Raw genomic sequence first — 22,452 nt, forward strand, 5'->3', positions numbered from 1 at the left:
CGCGTTTTGCTACGATCCGGACTTTGCGCCGGGGACACGGCACCGCGGAACCGCGGCCTCCCCCCGGCGCTTCGTATGGGGGGTAGTACATGAAACGGTCACGCATGCTGGGCGCCGCCGCGCTCGCACTGGCCACGGGGATCGGCGCCCTGGCAGCCGGACCGGCCGCCGCAGGACCCACGGCGGCCGACGAACTGACGATCGCTCCGCTGCCGCACCAGAAGCCGGCGCACGAGCCGGTCTTCGCGGCCGGCCCGCACGGTGCGACGTTCGCCCGGCCCGGCGGCGGGATGTATTGGAAGCGCTTCTCGGACGGCAGCGAACTGCCGCAGGCGGACTGCGCGTCGGGGAAGTACGGCAAGTGGATGACCCTCGGCGACACCATCGGCTGCGACTACCGCCCCGAGCCCGGCTCCACCGCCGGGCCGCTGACCCTCCACGACCAGGCGACGGGCCACCGGGAGACGCTCCCCGCCCCGACCTCCGGCTGGTCCTGGACCAGCACCTTCTCGCCGACGCAGGTCCTGGCCATCGCGCCGAACGAGCCGGGCGAAATCACCCTGCACCTGATCGGCCGTGAGAACGAACCGCGCAAGGACGTCCGAGTCACCGCGCCGGAGCGCATCGCGTCCCACCGGCTCTGGGTGTACACCTCCGACGAGAAGGGCGCGCTGATCGCCTACCGGTCTCCCGGCGCCGACCGGGACACCCTCGCCGTGCTCGACTTCGCGACGGCGACGCTGACGCCGTTGGCGCTGCCGGCCGACGCGGCGGACCCGACCTTCGCCGACGTCGCCCTCGGCACCGAGTGGGTCTCGGTGCGCAAGAGCGGATCCACCAAGGCGACCGTGTACTCGCGCGCCGACCTGGCCGTGAGCCGCACCGTCACCGTCCCCGCGCGCGGGTACCTCCAGCCCGTGGGCGACTGGCTGGTCACGCAGGACACCCAGAGCTCGACCGGCGGGGTCACCGCGGTGCCCGTCGCCGGGGGTGCCCCCCGCACCCTGCTCGCCCGGTCCGCCGACCGCGGCATGAAGACCGGAACAGACGGCTCCGCGTATGTGGCCGGAGGCACCGACTCCAGCCACTGGGCGATGTACCGGATCAAGCCCGGCCCCGACGGCGCCCCGGCGCCGACGCCGGTGCTGGACCTGCCGCCGGACCCCGCGGACCGGGTGACGCTCAGCCTCGCCCAGGGCCGGCTCATCGCGGGCCAGGAGGACCCCGTCCGCAGCATGCAGGGCTACGCGCTGCCGCTGACCGGGACCTCCCCGGCGAGCCAGACACCCGACTGGAGCTGTGACGAGCCGACCGACAGCAGGCTCTGCGCGCCCCGCGGTGACATCCCCGGCTGGACCACCGCGACCGGCGACGGACGGATCGTCTCGCTCTCGTCCATGGGCCAGGGCTCCTGCGGCACCATGATCTGCGGGGCCGTGGTCAACGTACGGGAGACCCGCCCAGGCGGAACGTTCCGCCAGGCGCACCTGGCGGGCACCGAGGCGCTGGAGCCGTACCTGATCGACAGCGCCTCGGGCCGGTACGTCATCTTCACCGCCACGGAGACCAAGGGCACGAGCAAGATCATCCGGACCCTGGTGGCCGACATCGACGCCGGGAAGCTCCTGGACGCCAAACCCTCCCAGGCCGCCACGCTGTGGGGTTCCACGCTGTGGGACCGGGAGGACAACACCGTGGTGGCCGGCACCGACCTGCGCACCGGCCAGGTCACCCAGCGGGCCGACCTCGGCTGCAGCCCGCACGAGCTCCAGGCGAGCGGCGACTGGCTGTACTTCTCCTGCTCCTCCAACGGGGCCGGCGCCTCCGCCTTCCACCTGCCGTCCAAGAAGCGGATCCCGCTGCCCTTCACCGGCGCCCGCGACGGCGTACGGCTCGGCGACGGGTACGTCGTGAACCAGACGGACACCGGCCTGGAGGTCCACAACCTGCGCTCCGGCGCCCCGGTGCGGGAGCGCGAGATCGCGCAGCCCCTGAAGAGGTACGGAAGCGACTGGACCGTCGACCGCTTCGGCGGACGGCTGGCCTACACGGACGCGAAGGAGACCGTGCACGCCCTCGGCGTGTCCGGCAACGCGTCCCCGCTCGCCGTCATCGACCAGGACATCCCGGCCACGGTGGACTTCAAGACGGCCAAGAGCTGGTCCTCGCGCTGGTGGCTGTCCAAGCCGGTCTCCTCCTGGAAGCTGACGGTCCGCAACAAGACCTCCGGCATTTCGACGGTGGTCCGCTCCGGCGGCGAGGCGCGTGGCCTGATCACGCCTGCCTGGGACGGCAAGAACCAGTCGGGCGGCTACCTCTACACCGGCGAATACGAGTGGACCCTGACGGCCCGCCCGGCCGACGGCCAGACCCCTGAGCTGCGCACGAGCGGCTCGGTGAAGGTCACCGGCATCCCGTCCCGCGTGGTGCGCCCCCCGGCAGGCTGAACCCGACAGGCCGGTCAGCCGATACCCGATCGGCTGACGGGCGCTGTCCGGCTATGCTCTGGGGTGAGCACGCCGAGGGCCATTAGCTCAATTGGCAGAGCAGCGGACTTTTAATCCGTTGGTTGTCGGTTCGAGTCCGACATGGCCTACTGCTCAGGGCCCGCGGGGGACAACCCCGGTGGCCCGTACGACGAAGCGCCCCGCCCGGATCGATCGGGCGGGGCGCTTCGTCGTACGCGGGGTGTGTGCCGGTCAGGCGGAGGTGACCCGGCGGCGGCGGGCGCCGAGCCAGGCGGCGGCCGCGCCGAGCGCGACCAGGACTCCGGCGAGGCCGGCGTACAGGCCCGTGGACGAGGAGCCGGTGGCGGCCAGCGAGCCCGAACCCGTGGTGGTCGTGCGGGCGTTGCCCGCGGCGGCGGCCGAGGAGGAGGTGGCCGCGGCCGGCTGGACTGCCGTGGAGGTGCCCGGGGCCTTGGTGGGCGCGCCCGACGGGGACGGGGACGTGGTCGGGGTGCCCGACGGCGCGGGCGCCGGCTCGGTGATCGGGGTGAGCGGGAACTGCACGTAACCGAACTTGATCGGGAAGGTGTTGCCCGCGGCGTGGGAGACCTCGACCTCCATCGTGACGGTGGCCTTCTTCTTGATCTTGGTGTCCTGGCCCAGGTTGACCCGCAGCGGCAGGGTGCGGACACCGGACGCCGCGCCGAAGCCCTTGGGGATCTCGGGCAGCGCGTAGCGGCCGTCCTCGGCCTTCAGGTCCTGCCAGCGGCCGTCGATCATGGCCTGCACGCGGAAGTCGGCCTTCTCCTCGCCCGGGTGCGACAGGCTCAGGGTGCTCGCGAGACCGGTGGCGAACGTGCCCTCGCCGGTGGCCTGGTAGTTCAGGTCCCAGTACGCGCGGTGCTCCTGGCCACCCATGTCGGCGAGGCCCTGCTTGAACGAGGTCTTCAGCTCGCCCGTCGTGATCTGCGGGCCGACCTTGAAGAGGTGGGCGCCCATGCCGTCGGCGGCGACCGAGTTGTTGTAGCTGGCGGCCCGGAGGTTGAAGTCCCCGTTGTTGGTGGGGTAGTCCACACCGAGGCCGAGGGTGACCTTCCAGGTCATCTTGCCGTTCGCCGGGATGTCGAAGCCGCCCTGGCCGCCCTCGTCGCCGGACGCCGGGTAGAACATGCCCTGCCACTCGCCGTCCTGCCGGCCGATCGAGGACTTGGTCGCCGGGGCGTCCACCGCGTCGACCTTGAAGACGACGTCGGAGTCCTGGAGCCGGCTCGGGCCGGTCGGGTCCAGGAGCATCCACGGCTTGTACGTGACGGCCTTGCCGGTCGGGTTCTTCACCGTCAGGTCGAAGGTCTCGGTGGCCCCGCCGCGGGTCAGCGGACCGTTCGGGACGGGGGTGCCCATCTCCGTGCGCAGCACGGCACTGCCGTCGGCGGCGGGTGCGGCGGACGCGGCGGCTGCCGAGAGCGGCAGCAGAGTGGTGACAACGCCGGCGACGACTGCGATGGCGGCTGCGGTGCGAACGGACATGGTGGACTCCCCCCGGGAATCACAAGGGCATCGGCAGAGCGCCGAGCCGGTCGGTGTGGTGGGTGCTTCCGGCCGGTGCGTGTTCCCCGCGGCCTTGGCGACAGGTGAATCCTCGCCCGCGGCCGATCCCGGAACGATCCCCGCTGTGTCACCGGCGTGCAACAGAGATGATCTTCGCTTCGCCATGCCCGGTTCTGGGTCGATTTACCCGCTCTGACCTGGGGTTATGGAAGTCGCGGGGGTGGTGCGGCGGTTAATTGGCGAAGGGGTCTCCCCGGATGGCGTAGAGTTGTGTTTACCGACGCGGGGTGGAGCAGCTCGGTAGCTCGCTGGGCTCATAACCCAGAGGTCGCAGGTTCAAATCCTGTCCCCGCTACTCAGTACGAAGGCCCGGTTCCCCTGGAACCGGGCCTTCGTCGTGTTCCGGCCCGTCGTCTCACGCCCCGTCACCCGATCGGCCGCAGCCGGGTCGCCGTACGGGTCCCCCTGGCGCCACCCTTGAGGGGCGAGGCGGTGGCCAGCCCGCACCTGTGCGAGCGACCGGGCGGCAGGAGAGCAGCGTGGTGGGGCTGGGCCGGCGGGACAACGGCGGGCACGAGGGCGCGGACGGTGCCGGCAGCGGACTGGCCCGGCAGGTGGTCCGGGTGCTGCCGGCCGTGCTGATCGTCGTCGGGCTGGTCTTCGACCTGCTGACCCCGCCCAACTTCACCGGATCGCCCTTCTTCTCGGCGGCCCCGCTGATCGCCGCCCCGCTGTTCAGCTTCCGGGCCACGGCCGTGACCGGTGCGCTGGCCTCGCTCGTGGTGGTCCTGCTGCACCTGTACCACGGCACCACCTGGAAGGTGGAGGCGCTGACCGAGCTGGTCACCGTCCTGACCGTGTCCGGCCTGGCGCTCCTGATCAACCGCGTGGTGCGGCGCAGCGGCGAGCGGCTCGCCTCCGCGCGCGGCATCGCCGAGGCCGCGCAGCGGGCGGTTCTGCCCACGCCGGCCGAGCGCATCGGGGGCCTGCACGTCTCCGCCCGGTACGAGGCCGCGCAGGCGGACGCCTTCATCGGCGGGGACCTGTACGCCGTCCAGGAGACCCCGTACGGAGTGCGGCTGGCGGTGGGTGACGTACGGGGCAAGGGGCTGGGCGCGGTGGAGGCGGTGGCGGTGGTCCTGGGGGCCTTCCGGGAGGCGGCGGAGACCGAGCCGACGCTGGTGGAGCTGGCGCAGCGGCTGGAACGGGCCCTGGCCCGGGAGGGCATCCGGCGCGACAGCCTGGACGCGGTGGAGGGCTTCACGACGTGCGTGCTCGGGGAGGTCCCGCCGGAGGCGCACATGCTGCGGCTGCTGAACCGCGGCCACCCCGAGCCGCTGCTGCTGCACGCCGACGGGGAGCTGGTGGCGCTCGGGCCGAGGGAGCCCGCCGTGCCGCTCGGCCTGGGGGAACTCGACGGGCGGCCGGGCCTGGTCGAGGAGTGGGCCTTCCCGGCGGGCTCCACGCTGCTGCTGTACACGGACGGGGTCACCGAGGCCCGTGACCGGGCAGGCGTCTTCTACGATCCGGCGGACCGGCTGCGCGGGCGGGTGTTCCCCGGGCCGGAGGCGCTGCTCGGCGCGCTCAGCAGCGATGTGCGCCGGCATACCGGGGGCGGGGCTACGGACGACATGGCGCTGCTCGCGGTGGGCCGGCCCGGAGAGGGGGAGCCGGAGCGGCGGCTGACCGTGCCAGTGGTGCCCCGGGACGAGGGGTCGTGACGGTGGGTGAGCGACAGGCCGCTCTCTGCAAGGTGGCTGACGGATCGTCATGATCCAGTTGTGGCTGAAGTGATATCGGAATCACTTGAATTTTGCCGGAGTCGATCCGGGTTTCAGGTGAAAAGCCCTGGCCAGAGCAGGTCAGGGAGTGGCCGATTGGCATGAACGATCCATCGCAACAGCTTGGAATCACTCCCCTCCGTCTATTACCTTTCGATAACGCAGCGCGGTCGTCCCAGCCGTCGCAAGAGACGGCGCCGTGCGCGATCGCGTCAATGAGGAGTGTGCCCCGGTGGCCTCCAACTTGCCTGCCCCCGAAGGCATCGAGAACCAGGAGCCGCCGACCGCGGGCGCCTGGGGCGAGTGGAATCCCACCGAGGATTCGGTCCGTTCGGTCCGTGGCAAACACCGGGTGGCCAAGCAGCGCGGCGGACTGGCCCGCAGTTCCACCGTGCTCGGCGTCGGCGTCATCGCGGCGGTCGGTGCGAGCGGCATCGCCACCGCCCAGGACCGGCCCCAGGTCGCGATATCCCTGCCCTCGCTGCCCGACATGGTGCCCGGCGACTCCGCCGGGATGACCGGGGACAACGTCCGGCAGGCGGAAGGCGGTTCCGGGGAGGCGGCCGGGGCGGCGCCAAGGACCGGGATCATCCCGCAGCAGTCCGACCGCCGTGCCGACCCCGGCGAAGTACTGCGCAACCGCATCCTCCAGCAGGCCGACTCCCAGCAGGCGGCCGCGGTCAGCCAGGCCCGGGCCGAGGCCGAACGGGCCGCCCGGGAGACCGCCGCCCAGGAGGCCAAGGACAAGCTCGAGGCCGCGCGCACTGCCGCCGAGGAGGCGAAGGCGGCGTCCGAGGCGAAGGCCGCACAGGAGGCCAAGGCCGCCGAGCAGGCCGCCGCGGCCAAGGCCGAGCAGGAGCGCGTCGCCAAACTGGCCGGCAGCTACTCCCTGCCCACCTCCGCCTACACCCTCACCTCGCACTACGGGGTCGCCGGCTCCATGTGGTCCTCCGGCCACCACACCGGCCTCGACTTCGCGGCCCCCACCGGCACCCCGGCCAAGGCCGTGGCCGCCGGGAAGATCACCTCCGCCGGCTGGTCCGGCGCGTACGGCTACCGGATCGTGCTGGAGCTCGAGGACGGCACGGAGGTCTGGTACTGCCACCTGTCCTCCATGTCGGTGACCTCCGGCTCGGTCGCCCCGGGCGAGACCATCGGCCGCGTCGGCGCCACCGGCAACGTCACCGGACCCCATCTCCACCTGGAAGTGCGCAAGGGCGGCTCGACGGTGGACCCGCTGGCGTGGCTGACCTCCAAGGGCCTGAACGTCTGAGGCCCGGCCCCTCGGCATCGCCCGCCCGTCGCGGCGCCGGCATGCCGGTCAGCACCGCCCCGGGCACCACGGCGGGCCGAGGCAGGGGATCGAACCACGGCGGAAGAAGCTCCTCCATGACCGCCGCCCGGGCCAGCGCGGGACCCGCCGTCGCCCGGCGCATCCAGAGCCGGTCCAGCAACTCCCGCTCCCGTCCGGCGAAATCGGGCTCGCCGCCCGGGCCGCCGCGGCGCGCCCGGTTCCGCAGCAGGGCCAGGGCCGCGGCGTCCGCCTGGTACCGGGCGACCGCCCGCCCCGCGGCCCGGCCGCCGCTGCGCCGGGCCAGGCTGCGGGCCAGTGACCGGGCGGGCATCGAAGCCAGGGCGGGGACCTCGGCCGGACCGAGCCAGCCGGCGGCCGCGTACACCGCGAGCTCCCCGGCGACGGCCCGCAGGCGACGACGCCTTATCCGCACCGCCAGCCACAGCAGCAGCCCGAACAGCGGGACCATCACGCAGCCGTAGACCACGTAGAAGCCGTACTCCCCGAGCCGCGACGAGCTGTTCCACAGCGCGTGCAGGCCCATGGCGAGCGCCAGCCCGAGCAGGGGCAGGCCGATCCTGCGCCACCGGCCGGTGCTGAGCGCGGCCGCGCCGAAACCGAGCCCGGTGAGCACCGTGAACAGCGGGTGCGCGAACGGCGACACCACTATGCGGACGAAGAAGGTCGCGGCCGTGACGGAGTTGAGCATGCCGGTGCCCTTGGCCAGGTCCTCGTCGAAGGCGTTGCCGAGGTAGAGGATGTTCTCGGTGAAGGCGAATCCGGTGGCGGTGAAGCCGGCCACCACGAAACCGTCGGCGGGGCCGGTGAACTGCCGTCTGCGGAAGACGAACACGAGGAGCAGGGCCGCCGCCTTGGCGCTCTCCTCCACCACCGGCGCGATCGCCACCGAACCGAGCTGGTCGGCATCGGAGGGGTCCGCGGTGGCCGCGGCTATCCACTCGGTGGCGAAGCTGTTGGCCAGTATCGCGATCAGCGCCGCGGTGCAGGCACCCCAGCCGAAGCAGAACAGCAGCTGCGGCCAGGGCGCGGGCGCGGCCCGGCCCAGCCACCGGAAGGCCGCCATGAGCAGCGGCACCGGCAGCAGGGCCAGACCCAGGCCGACGAAGAAGCCGGGGGTGCCCGTCTGCTCCCGCACGAGTTCGAGGATCGCGATCCCGGTGGCGGCGAGCAGAACGAGGAGCACGCACGTGCGGACCGGGCCCGGCGTGCGTGCGAGCACAGCGGAGAGCGCTCGGTACACACCATGACCCTACAGAGCCGGTCTGACACGCGCGGTGACGTTGTCAGTTCTCCCGGCGCCGGAACAGCAAGTCGTGTACGAGGTGGCCCTTGTCGAGGCCCTGGCCCTCGAAGCGGGTGAGCGGCCGGAAGCCGGGGCGCGGCGCATAGCCGCCGTCGGCCTGGGTGTTCTCGAAGTCCGGGTGCGCGCTGAGAACTTCGAGCATCTGCTCGGCGTACGGCTCCCAGTCGGTCGCGCAGTGCAGCACGGCCCCGGGGGCCAGGCGGGTCGCCGCCAGCGTGAGGAACTCGGGCTGGATCAGCCGGCGCTTGTGGTGGCGGGCCTTGGGCCAGGGGTCCGGGAAGTACACGCGGATCCCGGCCAGGGAGTCGGGCGGCAGCATCTCGCGGAGCAGGATGATGGCGTCGCCGTTGGCCACCCGGACGTTGGTCATGCCGCCGCGTTCGGCCAGGGCGAGGAGGTTGCCCTGGCCGGGGGTGTGCACGTCGGCCGCGAGGATGCCGGTGCCGGGGTCGGCGGCGGCCATCTGGGCGGTGGCCTCGCCCATGCCGAAGCCGATCTCCAGGACCACGGGCAGGCCGTCGAAGAGGGCCTTCAGGTCGATGACCTCGTGGCCGTCGATGTCCAGGCCCCAGGTGCCCCACAGGCGCTTCAGGGCCTCGCCCTGTCCGGTGGTGACCCGGCTGCGGCGGGGCTGGAAGCTGCGGATGCGCCGCTCGTGGTGCGAGCCGGCCGGGTCCGGGGAGGGCCCGTCGGGGAAGCGGGGCTCGGTCCGCCACTTGGGCGGCACGTACGCGTTCGCCTCCGGCGCGGGTGCGGACGCGGCGTCCGGGAGGCTGGGCGGCTGGGGGTTCAGGGACTCAGACACAATGCCGAGATTCTACGACGGGGGCCCGTGGCGGGCCTGCCCACGGCTCCGGCGACTCGTTCGCTGCCCCGGGGGCCGCCCCGGCCCGCGTCCCGCCCCGGCCGCCTCCCGGCCGCCTCCCGGCCCCAGGCCGCCCTCGGCCCGCTCAGGCCGAGCCGAGGGTCCGCAAGGCGCGGGTGGCGATCTCGCGGCCGATGGGGAGGGAGGCGGTGGCGGCCGGCGACGGGGCGTTCAGCACGTGCACCGTGCGCGGGGCGTCCTGGATCAGGAAGTCGTCCACCAGGGTGCCGTCCCGCAGGACGGCCTGCGCGCGGACCCCGGCCGGGGCGGGAGTGAGGTCCGCCGCGGTCACGGCCGGCAGGAGGCGCCGTACCGCCTGGGTGAAGGCCTGCTTCGACAGCGAGCGGTGGATCTCGCCCATCCCGTACCGCCAGTGCCGGGCGGCCATCCGCCAGGATCCGGGCCAGGCCAGCTCGGAGCCGATGTCGCGCGGGCGGACGGTGGACCAGTCGTAGCCTTCGCGGGCCAGCGCGGGCACGGCGTTCGGGCCGACGTGGACGCCGCCCGCGATGCCCCGGGTCAGGTGGACGCCCAGGAAGGGGAAGGCGGGGTCGGGCACCGGATAGACGAGCCCGCGGACCAGCTCGGGCCGGGCCAGGTCGTAGTACTCGCCGCGGAACGGGATGATCCGCATGCCCGGGTCGTCCCCGGCCAGGCGGGCGATCCGGTCGCATTGCAGCCCCGCGCAGTTCACCAGCACCCGGGCGCGGACCACCAGCCCGGAGCTGGTGCGGACCGCGACCGCCGAGGGGCGGCGGGAGATCAGGTCGACCGCGCCGCCGTAGACGATCTCCGCGCCCGAGGACTCGGCCAGCTGGGCCGTCACCCGGCCGTAGTCCGCGATGCCGGTGCTGCCCACGTGGATCGCGGCCAGGCCCTGCACCTCCGGCTCGTACTCCGAGATCTGCGCCGGGCCGAGCTCGCGCACCGGAATGCCGTTCTCCCGGCCGCGCTGCACCAGCGCGTGCAGCCGTGGCAGCTCCTCGCGCTCCGTGGCGACGATCAGCTTGCCCGTCACCTCGTGCGGAATACCGTGCTCCGCGCAGAACTTGACCATCTCGGCCGCACCGCGCACCGCGAAGCGCGCCTTGAGCGATCCGGGACGGTAGTAGATCCCGCTGTGGATCACCCCGCTGTTGCGCCCCGTCTGGTGCCGGGCCGGGCCGGCCTCCTTCTCCAGGACGATCACCCTGGTCCCCGGAGCCAGCCGTGACAGGGCATGAGCCGTCGACAGGCCGACGATCCCGCCACCGATCACCAGCACATCGCAGTCCACGCCGCCGCCCACGCTGACACCTCCCACCCCTGCATACTGCACCCCGCCACCGACAACGCGGCCACGCGGCCCCTACACCTGCGCCACCAGCAGCGGCCGCGCCCGCTCGCGCAGCTCCGCCACCCGCGGCTCGTCCCCGTACGGTTCCAGGCGGTGCAGCAGGTCCCGCACGTATTCGGTCGTCCGCGCCGAGGAGATCCGGCCCGCCACCTCCACCGCCCGGGTGCCCGCCGCGCAGGCCGCGTCGAGGTTGCCCGACTCCAGCTCGGCGACCGCGCTCACCACCAGGCGCAGCCCATGTGACCGTACATACTCCTCGGTGGGCCGGGACAGGGCCTGTTCGGTGAACCGCCGTACCTGGCGCGGGAGTTTCAGGTCCCGGTAGCACTCCGCCGCATCCGCCGCGAAGCGGTCGTACGAGTAGAAGCCGAGCCAGGTCGGATCCGGATCGCCCTCCCGGGCCCGCTCCAGCCAGCCCTCCGCCGCCCGCAGCGCGGCTCCCGCGGCCGAGGAGTCGCCCGCCTTCGCGTGCGCCCGGGCCTCGACGAGCCGGAAGAAGCTCATGGTGCGGGCGGTGGCCAGGCCCCGGTTGCGCTCGACGGCGGCCTGCGCGAGGTCCACGCCCTCGTCGGGGAAGTCGCGGTAGGTCGCCTGCAGGGACATCGACGCCAGCACGTACCCCCCGAGCGGTACGTCCGCGGCCGCCCGGGCCAGGCGCAGCGCCTGGATGTAGTAGCGCTGGGCCGCCTCCTGCTGGCCGGTGTCGAAGGCCATCCATCCGGCGAGCCGGGTCAGCTCGGCGGTCGCGCCGAACAGGGCGCGGCCCACCTCGTCGGTGTAGGAGCCGAGCAGCAGGGGCGCCGCGTCCACCCGGAGGCACTCGGGCACCATCGACGAACGCCAGTCCCCGCCGCCGTACTTGGAGTCCCAGCGGCGGGCGTCCTCGGCGGCCTCGCGCAGCTTGGCGACATCGCTGTGGCCCACGCGCTGGCCGTGGTCACGGGGCGTTTCGGCGCCGTGCTGTACGGGCACAACGGTGGACGGCGGGGCCGTCAGGCTCCCCGCCGCACCTGTCACGGGTCCGGTCGTCGGCCCGGCGGCGGTCCCCGCGGGCTGTCCAGAGGTCAGGCCGGCGGTCGGTGCAGCGGTCGGTGCAGCGGTCCGTGCAGCGGCCTGACCGGTGCTCGGCGAGGCGGCCTGCCCCGGAGCCCCCGGCACCCTGCGTACCGGCGTGCCGCCCGCCGGAGGATCGTGCACCGGCGCGTCCTGGACGGAGGCGCCCGCCGAGGGTGCCCCGGCCGGGGGCCCCGCGGGAGCGGGCACCGAGCCGCCCGTCCCCGAGGGCTCGCGCGCCACCGAGCCGTCGGCGGGAGATATCAGCCAGCGCGAGGCGGGCGTCGCGTACGCGGCCACCGAGAACGAACCGGCGAGGGACTGCCAGATCCCGCCACCCCCGCGCCGGCCGGCGAGGTCGAGCCGGTAGAGGTCCGTGGCCGACCGCACCGCCGCCCCCACGTCCCGCGGGAACGCCAGCCCGACCTCGGGCGCGGGATCCGCGTCCGCCAGCCCGATCTCGTGCAGCGGCACCGGCCGCCCCAGCTTCGCGCCGATGGCGGCCGCGATCAGATGCGGAGCGGCGCCCTGCGGCACCATGCCCTTCGACACCCAGCGGGCCACCGACGTCTTGTCGTACCGAAGCGTCAGACCGCGCTGCGCGCCGAGGTCGTTGACCCGCCGGGCCAGCCCCGCGTTGCTGATGCCCGCGAGGGCGAGGACGGCGCCGAGCTTCTCATTGGGCTCGCGGAGCTCCCTGGACATGCGCCACCCCTCGTCACACGCGGAACGCATACAACGCATACACAGCCGGGGCATAGGCTCCCGGCATTTCGTAAACCCAGCGTAGTTCCCCGCCTCCCAAGCGTTAAGGCCCCGACTTCCGTATGGCGGGATTGTTGTCCGTTTGCACAGTCCGCCCCGGCCCGGTGTCCGGGGCGCACGTCTCCTCGCGTGCTCCGCCCGTGTGGCCGTGCGCCCGCCCGTGCGCTCTGGCCGGTCCGCGGGCCCGGCGATTCGATGTGCGGTGCGTGGGTCGGCCCGCTGCGCGGATCGGACGGGCCGGGGGATGCCGCTACCTCAATCCCCGCGGGTGGCGGAACGGGCCGGGGGGCGGATTCCGCCTCCCGGACCGCGCCCGCGCGTCCGGGGCCGGCGGCCTCCGATGCCTCTCAGGGCAGCCGAAGAATGGCTGAAAGCGACCTATGGGGCGGGAGGAACGGAACGCTAAATACCGCGTGGCGGGGGCGTGTTCGTTTGCATGTGCGCCCCCTTTAACCACTCTCGCACGCCTGTCCCGTGGCAGCATGGACCCGAGCCACCCGGGGTCCCGCCGACCGCGCCCTCAGCGCCGACCGTGCTGCCCGTGCCCCGGTCATGTGCCCACAGGCTGGGGAGGCGGCGGTGCGCTGGTTGGTGGGTTGGAGCAGTATCGCCGCGAGCTTCGGCACGGCCGGCCGCGTCGCAGGTCAGGGACCCCAACACGGCTCCGGCCGACGCGCTCACCCCGATGCAGGCCACCCGGGCGGCGGTGCCCCGCCGCACGGCGGCATCGCGGACGCGGCCCACGCGGACGACCCCGGCGCGGACGCCGAGCGCACCGTCCACCCCGTCGGCTCCCAGCTGCTCTGGGGAGACCCCGACCCGCTCTGGGCCGTCGGTGACTGGCGCCCCGACGAGATCCGCACCCTCACCGCCGACCCGGCCGACCCCTTCACCCGGCTCGCCGTCCTCGGCTGCTGCGGCGCCACCGACGCCGAGCTGAGACGCGCCCTCTACGCTGCCCGCGGCGGAGCCCTGCGCCACCTCACCCAGTGGTCCGGCAGCTACACCGCCGTGGTCCAGGTGGGCCGCAGGATCACGATCGTCGGCGACCTCGCGGGCGCGCGGCCCGTCTTCTACACCCCCTGGGCCAGTGGCACCGCGTACGCCACGGCCGCCCTCCCGCTCGCCGACCTCATCGAGGCGCAGCTCGACATCGGCCATCTCGCGGCCCTGCTGGCCTGCCCCGACAGCCCGGAGGCACTGGGCGACGGCACACCGTACTCCGGCGTCCGCCGCATCCCGCCCGGGCACGCGCTCATCCTGCGCGAGGGCTCCCGCGAGATCACCGGCTACGAGCCCGTCGCCTCGCTCGCGGTGGCCGGGCCGCAGGCGGATCCCGACCGGGCGGTGGAGGGCGTACGGGAAGCTTTGGTGGATGCCGTGCGCGCCCGGCTCACGGCGCCGCGCCATGCCCCCGACACCGCGCCGCCGTACGATCCCGGCCCCGTCCCCGGAATGGGCCCCGCCGACCGGCGCGCGGCCCGCGGCGGCCCGGTGCCCGGGGTCGGCGCCGACCTCTCCGGCGGCAGCGCCTCCGCGACCCTGGCCCTGCTGGCGGCCGGACTGCCCGGCGCCCCCGGCACCCTCACCAGCCCCGCCGGGGCCCGGCTGCTGGCGGTCACCTTCAACGACCTGGCCACCCCGCAGGGCCGCGAGGACGAACTCCAGCGGGCCCACGCCATCGCCGCCGACCCGCGCCTGCACCACGTCGTGGTCGCCGCCGCCGCGGAGGCCCTCCCGTACGCCGAACTCGACGGCCCGCTGACCGACGAACCCGGCCCCTCCCTGGTCTTCGCCGCCCGCGAGCGGCGCAGGCTGGCCGCCGGCTCGGCCGACCACTTCACCGGCCACGGCGCCCGGCAGGTCCTCGACGCGCACCCCGCCCGCATGGCAGACCTCCTGATGGACCGCCGCCGCCGCCACCTGCTGCGCCCGGTGGCGGCGCTGGCCCGCTCGGCATCGGCCTCCGGAGCCTCCGGCGAATCCCTGCTGGTCCCGCTGACCGTGTACTCCGCAGCCCGAAGACTCGCCCGTACGACGTACCGCGCGGGCATGGAAGCCGCCGCGACCAGGCTCCGCGAGGGCGGGGTCACCGAGCGCGCCTCCGGTCCGGTGGACGCCTCCCTCGCCGCCCTGACCTGGTCCCGGCCCGGCCCGGCGGCGGGCTGGCTGACGGGCGAGGCCCTGGCGGAAGTATCGATCCGTCTCGCGGCCGCGGCCGGCCGCCCCCCGCTGTCCCTGCGCCCGGGGGAGGCCCGGGCCCGCGCGGTCCTCGCCCGGCACGCCGCCGACCACCGGGTCTTCGAACAGGCCGTGGAGGTCCGCAGCCAGCGCCTGCACGCCCCGTTCCTGGACAACCAGGTCGTCCGGGCCGCCCGCGCCCTGCCCGAGTCCCTGCGCGTCCAGCCCGGGGCCCGCGCCGCGATCCTGCGCACCGTCCTGTCCTCGACCGGGGTGCGCGAGCTCCCGCCCGGCTGGGGCGCCACCGCACACAGCCCGAACGAGACGGCGACCCGGCTCGGGCTGCGCGCCGCCCTGACCGAGCTGCTCGCCCTGTTCGCCGCACCGCTGCTCGCGGACGCCGGGCTGATCGACGCCCGGGTCGTCCAGCAGGCCCTGCTCGACGCGGCCGAGGGCCGACCGGTCCCGCTCGACGGGCTGGCGGAACTCGTCTCCATGGAACTGTGGCTGCACCGCCTCCTGGCCCGCCGCGGCACCTGCTGGACGGGCACGTCCGCGGCCCGCCGCCGCGCGGTACCGGAAGGAGTCCCCGTGCACCGCCCGGCCCTGTCCTGACCGGGCCCCACGCCGAGCCCCGGCCACCCGGCCCGCCTTCGGCCGGTCAGCGGCAGCTGATCACCGAGTCGGCCCAGCTCGCCAGCACGGGCAGCCGGCCCGGACCGGACTTCTCCGTCACCAGGCGCAGCGTCTTGCGCCCGGCCAGCGACACGTTCACGGCCGTCGGCGGATCCCCGTACCCGAGGGCCGCGGACTGCCACAGCCGCTGCCCGTCCGCGTAGACGGAGAACCGCACCGAACTCCCCCCGGGTTCCGTCCAGGGCGACCCCCAGGTGGGCATCGACAGGCCGTCCACCCCGGCGCGCGCCGAGAAGGCGGTGCACTGCCGGTTGAGGGTGATCTCCACGGAGGACCGGGAGTTCACGGTGATCCCCTGCCCGAACCTCCGGTCGCCCAACTGGAGGCCCCACCGCTGCCACACCCAGCTGCTGCGCCAGGTCTGGATCTCCGGGCCGTCGTGGTCCCCGTACGCCGACTGCCCGAGCCGGGCCAGCTGGAACGCCTCTGCGGGCTTCGGCGCGGGCGGCGGGGTGGGCTTCGGGGAGGTCCGGCTCGGAGACGGGCTGGGCGAGGGCTTCTCCCGGCTGGGCGACGGGGAAGGCGAGGGGCGCGGTGCGACGGAAGCGGGCGGGGCGGGCGAGGACGGCGACGGCTTGGCCGACGGCGGCGGTACGGGGCTCCGCGCGGGCGGCGGTTCCTCCTCGGGCGGGCTCGGCGCGGGCGAGGACGGAGCGTTCGGCACCACGGGAGCCGCCACGCTGGGCGCGGGCTTCGCCTGGGCCTGCGGTTCGGTGTCGTCCCCGGCCAGCGCGAAGACCACCCCGGCGGCGGCCGCGACCGCGATCCCGGCGGCGATGGCGGCCTTGGCCGGCATCCCGAGCCCCTCGGACACCACGGCGCCCCCGGCCCCGCCACCCGACCCGGCTCCACCGGCAGCACCACCGGCGGCGCCTCCCACCCCACCCGCGGCGCTCGCCCCACCGGCAGCACCCGACCCGGCAGCACCGCCGGCGGCACCAGCTGCACCGGCTCCGGCAGCACCGCCGGCGGCCCCGGCCCCCGCGGTCGACCCGCCGGTGGCGGCCGCAGCGGCCCCGGCACCGCCCGCGGCGACGGCCCCACCGGCCACCACCCCGGCCGCCTTGGCCGCGTACCCGGCGGCGAACCACCCGATGACCGCGACCGGAAGCAGCGCGGGAATGCCCGCGTTGACGTCCTTGAGCTCCCCGGCGGCCAGCCGGCACTTCGCGCACTCCTCCAGGTGCTTGCGCAGCCCCCGCTCCGCCCGCATCCGCAGCCCGCCGCGCGCATAGGCGCCCAGCCGGTCCGCGTACCGCGCGCAGTCGCCGCCCTCGCTCAGCGCCGAACTCACATGCGCCTGCAGGTACGCCTGCTTGAGCCCCTCGCGGGCGCGACTGGCCAGCACTGCGGTCGCGTTCGCGCTGAGCCCGAACAGCGGCGCGATCGCGCTCGGCGAAGCCTCCTCGACGGTGGTGTGCCACAGCACGGCCTGCCACCGCTCGGGCAGGCTCCGGAACGCCTGCATGGCCAGTGACTGCTCGGCCTCGTGCATCGCCCGGACGTCCGCGCCCAGTTCGAGGGTGTCGTCCCCGGACAGGCCCGACAGCCCGGCTCCGCCCTCGGTCCCCGTGGCCGCCTGCTCCGCGAAGACGGCGAAGTCCTCGACGAGGTGCTCCCGCCTGGCCGTCTTCGACCAGGCCGCGGCCACCCTGCGTACGGTGGTGAGCAGGTAGGCACGCACCGACTGGTCCGGCCCCGCCCCGCCCCGTACCGCCTGAAGGGTGCGTGCGAACACCTCGGCGGTCAGGTCGTCGGCGGTGTGCCCGTCCCGGCAGCAGGTCCGCGCGTAGCGGCGTACGGCATCGGCGTGCCGGCGGAACAGTTCCTCGTACGCCCCGTCGTCGCCGCCGCGCATCCGGGCGATCAAGTCCCCGTCGGAGGGCGGCAGCTCACCGCCGATGCCTGCCGAGGCGGCGTGCCGGCCACCGGGTTCGCGCTGAGCGGGCACCTGCCGGGCGGGCAGGCTGCCCGCCCCGACCTCGCCGCCGGTGCCACCGAGTGACTCTTCACGCCCGTCAACGCTCATCGCGGAAGCCCCCGCACGACACACTCAACCGGTACACCGATCAAGCGTGTCACACGGCGGCCACGCGTCGAACCCCTCCGCACGCCATCCACTCATCCGGGCACGATTCGACGAAACCCCGTACTGACGCACGGATTGACGCCCGGTCGAGCCGGCACCCGCGAACACCGCACCCAGGCGACGGTCACCCCGTCAGACGGCCGGGACCGGTCACACGGCCCGGGCCGTCACACGGCCGGCACCCGTCACACGGTCCGGGACCGCAGCCCCTCCAGCAGGATGTCGAGCAGCCGGGTCGAGGCCGCCGCCTGCTGCGCCGGGTCGGGCAGCGCGGGCGCCGCCGTCGCTATCACCAGCAGGACATCGGCCACCGTGACGTCGGTCCGCAGCTCACCGGCCTCCCGGGCACGGTCGACCAGCCGGCCGACGACCTCGAGCAGCGCACCGGCGCCCGCGTCCTCCGAAGGCTCGTCCTCGCTCGCGGACCGCGTGCCCACCACGCGCAGATCGGGAGCCCCGCCGGCGGTGACGGCCTGACGCTGGTGCGGAACCCGCGCCGCCTCGGCCTCCTCGACGCCGTCCTCGCTCGCCGAGCCCACCCGGAGCACCTGCGGCGGCAGCAGCCGCCCCGCGCCCGAGGCCACGGAGGTGCGCAGGAAGCGCGACAGTGCCTGCCACGGCTCCTCCTCCTGGCCCAGCGCGGCCTCGGCCTGCTCGGTCAGCCGCGCCGTCTCTTCCTCGGCTATCCGCCGGACCAGCACGTCCTTGCTGGGGAAGCGCCGGTACACCGTGCCGACGCCCACCCGCGCGCGCCGCGCCACGTCCTCCATCGGAGCTCCGTAGCCGAGTTCGCCGAAGACCTCGCGCGCCGCGCGCAGCACGTGCTCCAGATTGCGCTGGGCATCGACGCGCAGCGGCGTCGACCGCCCTATGCCGTGCGTGGTGCTGCCGCCCGCGATGCCGCGGCCGTTGGTCTCGACCGAGAGCGCGGTCGCAGAGCCATGGAAATCGGAAATGTTCATATGTTTCCCCCGGTAATCATCTGTCTCCCCCCGGAGACACTCCCCGCCTTCACGCCGAGGGGGCCACGGTCATGGGGCCCGGTCCTACTCCTCGACGAGATACGAACATAGTTGAGCCAGAGTCAATTCAGAAGAGGCAGCCCCGGACGGAGCACCGCCCGATCGGAGCATTCACCCCCACTTTTCCGTTCCGTGCCCTCGGAATCACTCGTTCCGCAGCCCCTGACCTGCACATCTCCAGCCGATCCCAAGGTCCGCTTGCACCCCACCCCACCCCCACCGCCGGTCACACAATCTGCCGGGCCTGTGGACAAACTCCCGGCCACGTTGCGTCATGGGATGGTGAAGGCTGCTAACTCCCGGGGCGCGGCCCCCGGTACCCCGCCCCGCACCCGCATCCTGGTCGTCGGCGGCGGTTACGTCGGCATGTACACGGCCCTACGGCTCCAGAGAAAGCTGAGAGCCGAAGAAGCCGAGGTCACGGTGGTCACCCCCGAGCCCTACATGACCTACCAGCCCTTCCTCCCCGAAGCAGCCGCGGGCTCGATCTCGCCCCGCCACGTCGTGGTCCCGCTGCGCCGCGTCCTCGGCAGATGCCGCATCGTCATCGGCGAGGCCCGGCGCATCGACCACTCCAAGCGCACGGCCACCGTCACCACCCTCGCCACCGACGAGGAGGGCGCCGGCCCCACCGAGATCGAGTACGACGAACTCGTCCTCGCCCCCGGCTCCATCTCCCGCACCCTGCCCATCCCGGGACTCGCCGACTACGCCATCGGGTTCAAGACCGTCGAAGAGGCCATCGGCCTGCGCAACCACGTCATCGAACAGATGGACATCGCCTCCTCCACCCGCGACCCCGCGATCCGCGACGCCGCGCTCACCTTCGTCTTCGTCGGCGGCGGCTACGCCGGCGTCGAGGCCCTCGGCGAACTCGAGGACATGGCCCGCTACGCGGCGCGGTACTACCACAACATCAAGCCCGAGGACATGAAGTGGGTGCTGGTCGAGGCCGGCGACCACATCCTCCCCGAGGTCGGCCCCGAGCTCGGCGTCTACACGATCCGCGAACTGCGCCGCCGCAACATCGACGTCCGCCTCGAGACCCGCCTCGAATCCTGCGAGAACCGCGTCGCCGTCCTCAGCGACGGCGCCCGCTTCCCCACCCGCACCGTCGTGTGGACCGCCGGCGTCAAACCGCACCCGGTGCTGAGCGCCTGCGACCTGCCGAAGAACGAGCGCGGCCGCCTGGCCTGCACCTCCTTCCTCACCGTCGAAGGAGTGGAGCACGCCTGGTCCGCCGGCGACGCCGCCGCCGTCCCCGACATCACCGCGCCCGAACCCGGCCGCGAATGCGCCCCCAACGCCCAGCACGCCGTCCGCCAGGCCAAGGCCCTCGCCGACAACCTCGTCGCCGCCCTGCGCGGCGAGGTCCTCACCGAGTACGCCCACAAGTACGCCGGTTCCGTCGCCTCCCTCGGCCTCCACAAGGGCGTCGCGCACATCTACGGCCGCAAGCTCAAGGGCTACCCCGCCTGGTTCATGCACCGCGCCTACCACCTCAGCCGCGTCCCCACCTTCAACCGCAAGATGCGCGTCCTCGCGGAATGGACCCTCTCAGGTCTTTTCAAGCGGGAGATCGTCTCCCTAGGCTCACTCGAACACCCCAGGGCAGAATTCGAACTCGCCGCAGGCGGCGGCCGCAAGGAACCCCCGCCGAACCCCGCCCCCAACCCCCCGCAGGACAGCCAGGGCTGACGTTGTCAGTGCGGTCGGCCACACTGGACGTGTGACCATAGGTGGGCTCACACCTGCACAGAGTGACAACGTCCAGTCAGCGACTCACCACGAGCGACACAGCGACCACTTGCGACACCACGAGGCTTGAACGCAGTGAACTTCACGCGCTGGAGCGCCCGGTTTCCCGGAACGCAGCGCCGCGCCGCCGCCCGGTCCGAACACGCCGCCGCTCAGGCCAAGCGGGGTGAAGGCTCCGTCCCGGCAGCCCGCGGCGGCCGCGCCGACCCCGGAACCGAGCGGTCCACGCCCGCCGCCACCGGTTCCCCCGCCGACCCCACGGTCTCCGGCTCCGGCAGCGGGTCCGGCACCATCCCGGCCGTCGCCCCCACCCGGCGGCCCGCCGTCATCGCCGCGGTGCCCTCCCCCGACGAGCTCTCCGTACGCGAAGTCCTCGGCCGGCTCCCCGCCCTGGTCGCCCTCGTCCACGGCCCCGAACACCGCGTCGCCTACGTCAACGACGCCTACGTGGCCGGCTTCGGCACCCGCACCCCCGGAGCCCCAGCCCACCAGGCACTCCCCGAACTCGGCGAGCTCGGACTCCTCCCGCTCCTCGACCAGGTCCAGCGCAGCGGAAAGCCCCGTACCGCCAAGAACCGCACCACACCGGGCGGCACCCACTCGTACACCGTCACCTGCACCCCGGTCGAGTTCCCCAATTCCGCCGAAGGCGACACGGACCCCCACCACGCCGGCATCCTGATCCACCTCGCCGACGTCACCGACCACGCCGAAGCCGCCGAACGCCTCCGCGCCAGCGAACGCCGCCAGCGCGAGGCCGCCGTCACCCTCCAGCGCTCCCTCCTCCCACAGGAACTCGAACAGCCCGACGACCTGCGCGTCGCCGCCACCTACCAGCCCGGCGGCACCGAAGCCGCCGTCGGCGGCGACTGGTACGACGTCATCACCCTCGGCGCGGGCCGCACCGCCCTCGTCATCGGCGACGTCATGGGCCGCGGGGTCCGCGCGGCCGCCGTCATGGGCCAGCTGCGCACCGCCGTCCGCGCGTACGCCCGCCTCGACCTCCCGCCCCACGAGGTCCTCCAGCTCCTCGACGGCCTCGCCGCCGAAATCGACGCCAGCCAGATCGCCACCTGCGTCTACGCCGTCCACGACCCCAACGAGGGCCTGCTCGCGTACGCCTCCGCCGGCCACCTCCCGATCCTGGTCCGCGACGAGGACGGCACCGTACGCAGGGCCGCCGACCCCACCGGCCCGCCGCTCGGCACCGGCGGCTGGCTGCACACCTCGGGCACCATCGCCCTCGGCCCCGGCTCCACCGCCGTCCTCTACACCGACGGCCTGGTCGAACGGCGCGGCGAGGACATCGACGAAGGCGTCGCCGCCCTGGAACGCGCCCTCTCCGGCGCCCAGGGCACCCCCGCCGTCATCTGCGACCGCCTCATGCGCGCCCTCGGCGTGGACGCCGACCACGACGACGACGTCGCCGTGATGGTCCTCCAGCAGCCCGCCCGCACCGGCGCGGACGCCGAGCTCTTCCACAACGCCGCCCTGGAACTCCTCGGCGGCATCGAGGCCGCCCCGCGCGCCCGCGCCTTCGCCCAGGGGGTGCTCACCTCCTGGCGCTTCCCCGTCGAGCTGTGCGACCTCGGCGTCCTGGCCGCCAGCGAGCTCGTCGCGAACTCCCTCCAGCACGGCACCCCGCCCATGCGCCTGCGGCTGCGCCGCACCGACCGCCGCCTGATCATCGAGGTCACCGACGGGGACGACCACCTCCCGCGCCGCCGCCGCGCCGAACCGGCCGACGAGACGGGCCGCGGCATCTCGATCGTCGCGACCATCGCCTCGTCCTGGGGCACCCGCCGGACCCCCGGCGGCGGCAAGGCCGTCTGGTGCGAGTTCGCACTGCCGGACAAGTAACCGACGGACACCCGGACACCGGGGCACCCCCGGACGCCGGGCACCCCCGGACGCCGGGGCACCCGGACGTACGGACACACGGAAGGCCCCGGTCCACCGGACCGGGGCCTTCCACCGTCAACAGGTACTTACGCGTGCACGGGCTCGGCGGCCTTGGCCACGACGGCCGGGCCCGCCGGACCGCCCTGCGCCACGACCCGCGACAGCGACGGGTTGTCCTGCACCGGCGTCAGCTGTCGGCCGAGCCGCAGCGCCAGCCAGGCGATCCCGAGCGAGACGGCGATGAACACGCCGATGTAGAGCATCGGAATCCCGGCGCCGAGCGGCACACCGAGCGGACCCAGCGCCAGCGCCATCTGCTTGACCAGCGCGAAGGCCGAGTTGTACTGGCCCACGGAGCCCTCCGGAGCCAGGTCCGCGACCAGTGGAGCCA

At 74.0% G+C, this 22,452-nt stretch carries 14 protein-coding genes and 2 tRNA genes (1 of these 16 running past the window's edge); 8 read left to right on the forward strand and 8 right to left on the reverse strand.

Annotated features, from left to right (window positions below):
* Nucleotides 1-89 precede the first annotated feature (89 nt).
* Both ACTVZO_RS23020 and ACTVZO_RS23025 read left to right on the forward strand, forming a co-directional pair.
* A complete protein-coding gene (locus tag ACTVZO_RS23020) occupies nucleotides 90-2,447 on the forward strand; it encodes a hypothetical protein (protein ID WP_443300191.1) in 2,358 nt (785 codons plus the stop codon).
* A gap of 76 nt (nucleotides 2,448-2,523) precedes the next feature.
* Nucleotides 2,524-2,596 (forward strand) — tRNA-Lys (locus ACTVZO_RS23025).
* A gap of 103 nt (nucleotides 2,597-2,699) precedes the next feature.
* Here ACTVZO_RS23025 and ACTVZO_RS23030 read toward each other — a convergent pair.
* Nucleotides 2,700-3,974 (reverse strand): hypothetical protein, encoded by a 1,275-nt coding sequence (locus ACTVZO_RS23030; RefSeq protein WP_443300192.1) that lies wholly within the window; start codon nucleotides 3,972-3,974, stop codon nucleotides 2,700-2,702.
* A gap of 302 nt (nucleotides 3,975-4,276) precedes the next feature.
* On the opposite strand from ACTVZO_RS23030, the gene ACTVZO_RS23035 reads away from it, so the two are divergent.
* The 3 genes from ACTVZO_RS23035 to ACTVZO_RS23045 all read left to right on the forward strand — a co-directional run bounded on the left by ACTVZO_RS23035 (nucleotide 4,277) and on the right by ACTVZO_RS23045 (nucleotide 7,049).
* A tRNA-Met gene (locus ACTVZO_RS23035) sits at nucleotides 4,277-4,350 on the forward strand.
* 193 nt (nucleotides 4,351-4,543) lie between these two features.
* Nucleotides 4,544-5,716, forward strand: coding sequence for a PP2C family protein-serine/threonine phosphatase (locus ACTVZO_RS23040; RefSeq protein WP_443303245.1), 1,173 nt, complete (start codon nucleotides 4,544-4,546; stop codon nucleotides 5,714-5,716).
* Nucleotides 5,717-6,008: 292 nt separating this feature from the next.
* On the forward strand, nucleotides 6,009-7,049 hold the full coding sequence (locus tag ACTVZO_RS23045; RefSeq protein ID WP_443300193.1) for a M23 family metallopeptidase: 1,041 nt from the start codon (nucleotides 6,009-6,011) through the stop codon (nucleotides 7,047-7,049).
* Here the strand turns inward: ACTVZO_RS23045 and ACTVZO_RS23050 are convergent.
* The 4 genes from ACTVZO_RS23050 to ACTVZO_RS23065 all read right to left on the reverse strand — a co-directional run bounded on the left by ACTVZO_RS23050 (nucleotide 6,958) and on the right by ACTVZO_RS23065 (nucleotide 12,353).
* A complete protein-coding gene (locus tag ACTVZO_RS23050; RefSeq protein WP_443300194.1) occupies nucleotides 6,958-8,331 on the reverse strand; it encodes a PrsW family intramembrane metalloprotease in 1,374 nt (457 codons plus the stop codon). The two genes, ACTVZO_RS23045 and ACTVZO_RS23050, sit on opposite strands and share 92 nt — an antisense overlap.
* Nucleotides 8,332-8,374: 43 nt before the next feature.
* The gene (gene trmB, locus ACTVZO_RS23055) at nucleotides 8,375-9,199 is read right to left on the reverse strand and encodes a tRNA (guanosine(46)-N7)-methyltransferase TrmB (RefSeq protein WP_443300195.1); all 825 of its coding nucleotides are present in this window, start codon (nucleotides 9,197-9,199) and stop codon (nucleotides 8,375-8,377) included.
* Between the two features lie 145 nt (nucleotides 9,200-9,344).
* Nucleotides 9,345-10,577, reverse strand: coding sequence for an L-2-hydroxyglutarate oxidase (gene lhgO / locus ACTVZO_RS23060; RefSeq protein WP_443300196.1), 1,233 nt, complete (start codon nucleotides 10,575-10,577; stop codon nucleotides 9,345-9,347).
* Nucleotides 10,578-10,607: 30 nt separating this feature from the next.
* Nucleotides 10,608-12,353 carry a sporulation protein gene (locus ACTVZO_RS23065; RefSeq protein WP_443300197.1) on the reverse strand — a complete coding sequence of 582 codons (1,746 nt, stop codon included), beginning with the start codon at nucleotides 12,351-12,353 and terminating at the stop codon, nucleotides 10,608-10,610.
* Nucleotides 12,354-12,992: 639 nt separating this feature from the next.
* Between ACTVZO_RS23065 and ACTVZO_RS23070 the strand changes: the two genes are divergently transcribed.
* Nucleotides 12,993-15,209 carry an asparagine synthase-related protein gene (locus tag ACTVZO_RS23070; RefSeq protein ID WP_443300198.1) on the forward strand — a complete coding sequence of 739 codons (2,217 nt, stop codon included), beginning with the start codon at nucleotides 12,993-12,995 and terminating at the stop codon, nucleotides 15,207-15,209.
* Between the two features lie 46 nt (nucleotides 15,210-15,255).
* Here the strand turns inward: ACTVZO_RS23070 and ACTVZO_RS23075 are convergent, their stop codons facing one another.
* Nucleotides 15,256-17,319, reverse strand: coding sequence for a sigma-70 family RNA polymerase sigma factor (locus ACTVZO_RS23075; protein WP_443300199.1), 2,064 nt, complete (start codon nucleotides 17,317-17,319; stop codon nucleotides 15,256-15,258).
* A gap of 245 nt (nucleotides 17,320-17,564) precedes the next feature.
* The gene (locus ACTVZO_RS23080) at nucleotides 17,565-18,341 is read right to left on the reverse strand and encodes a TetR/AcrR family transcriptional regulator (RefSeq protein WP_443300200.1); all 777 of its coding nucleotides are present in this window, start codon (nucleotides 18,339-18,341) and stop codon (nucleotides 17,565-17,567) included.
* Nucleotides 18,342-18,680: 339 nt separating this feature from the next.
* On the opposite strand from ACTVZO_RS23080, the gene ACTVZO_RS23085 reads away from it, so the two are divergent.
* A complete protein-coding gene (locus ACTVZO_RS23085) occupies nucleotides 18,681-20,099 on the forward strand; it encodes an NAD(P)/FAD-dependent oxidoreductase (RefSeq protein WP_443300201.1) in 1,419 nt (472 codons plus the stop codon).
* Nucleotides 20,100-20,234: 135 nt separating this feature from the next.
* A complete protein-coding gene (locus tag ACTVZO_RS23090) occupies nucleotides 20,235-22,019 on the forward strand; it encodes an ATP-binding SpoIIE family protein phosphatase (RefSeq protein ID WP_443303246.1) in 1,785 nt (594 codons plus the stop codon).
* A 128-nt stretch (nucleotides 22,020-22,147) separates the two neighbouring features.
* Here ACTVZO_RS23090 and ACTVZO_RS23095 read toward each other — a convergent pair whose 3' ends face one another.
* Nucleotides 22,148-22,452, reverse strand: partial view of an MFS transporter gene (locus ACTVZO_RS23095; protein WP_443303247.1) — the 3' end only. It continues 988 nt past the right edge of the window; the window shows 305 of its 1,293 coding nt (coding positions 989-1,293); the start codon falls outside the window, past its right edge; it ends in the stop codon at nucleotides 22,148-22,150.

Source organism: Streptomyces sp. IBSNAI002 (assembly GCF_052244475.1).
Taxonomy (GTDB): Bacteria; Actinomycetota; Actinomycetes; order Streptomycetales; family Streptomycetaceae; genus Streptomyces.

Bases quoted from the DNA above. Each gene is read 5' to 3' on its own strand.
- ACTVZO_RS23020 (WP_443300191.1), top strand. From the start codon at position 90: ATGAAACGGTCACGCATGCTGGGCGCCGCCGCGCTCGCACTGGCCACG.
- ACTVZO_RS23030 (WP_443300192.1), bottom strand. From the start codon at position 3,974: ATGTCCGTTCGCACCGCAGCCGCCATCGCAGTCGTCGCCGGCGTTGTC.
- ACTVZO_RS23065 (WP_443300197.1), bottom strand. From the start codon at position 12,353: ATGTCCAGGGAGCTCCGCGAGCCCAATGAGAAGCTCGGCGCCGTCCTC.
- ACTVZO_RS23075 (WP_443300199.1), bottom strand. From the start codon at position 17,319: ATGAGCGTTGACGGGCGTGAAGAGTCACTCGGTGGCACCGGCGGCGAG.
- ACTVZO_RS23080 (WP_443300200.1), bottom strand. From the start codon at position 18,341: ATGAACATTTCCGATTTCCATGGCTCTGCGACCGCGCTCTCGGTCGAG.
- ACTVZO_RS23085 (WP_443300201.1), top strand. From the start codon at position 18,681: ATGGTGAAGGCTGCTAACTCCCGGGGCGCGGCCCCCGGTACCCCGCCC.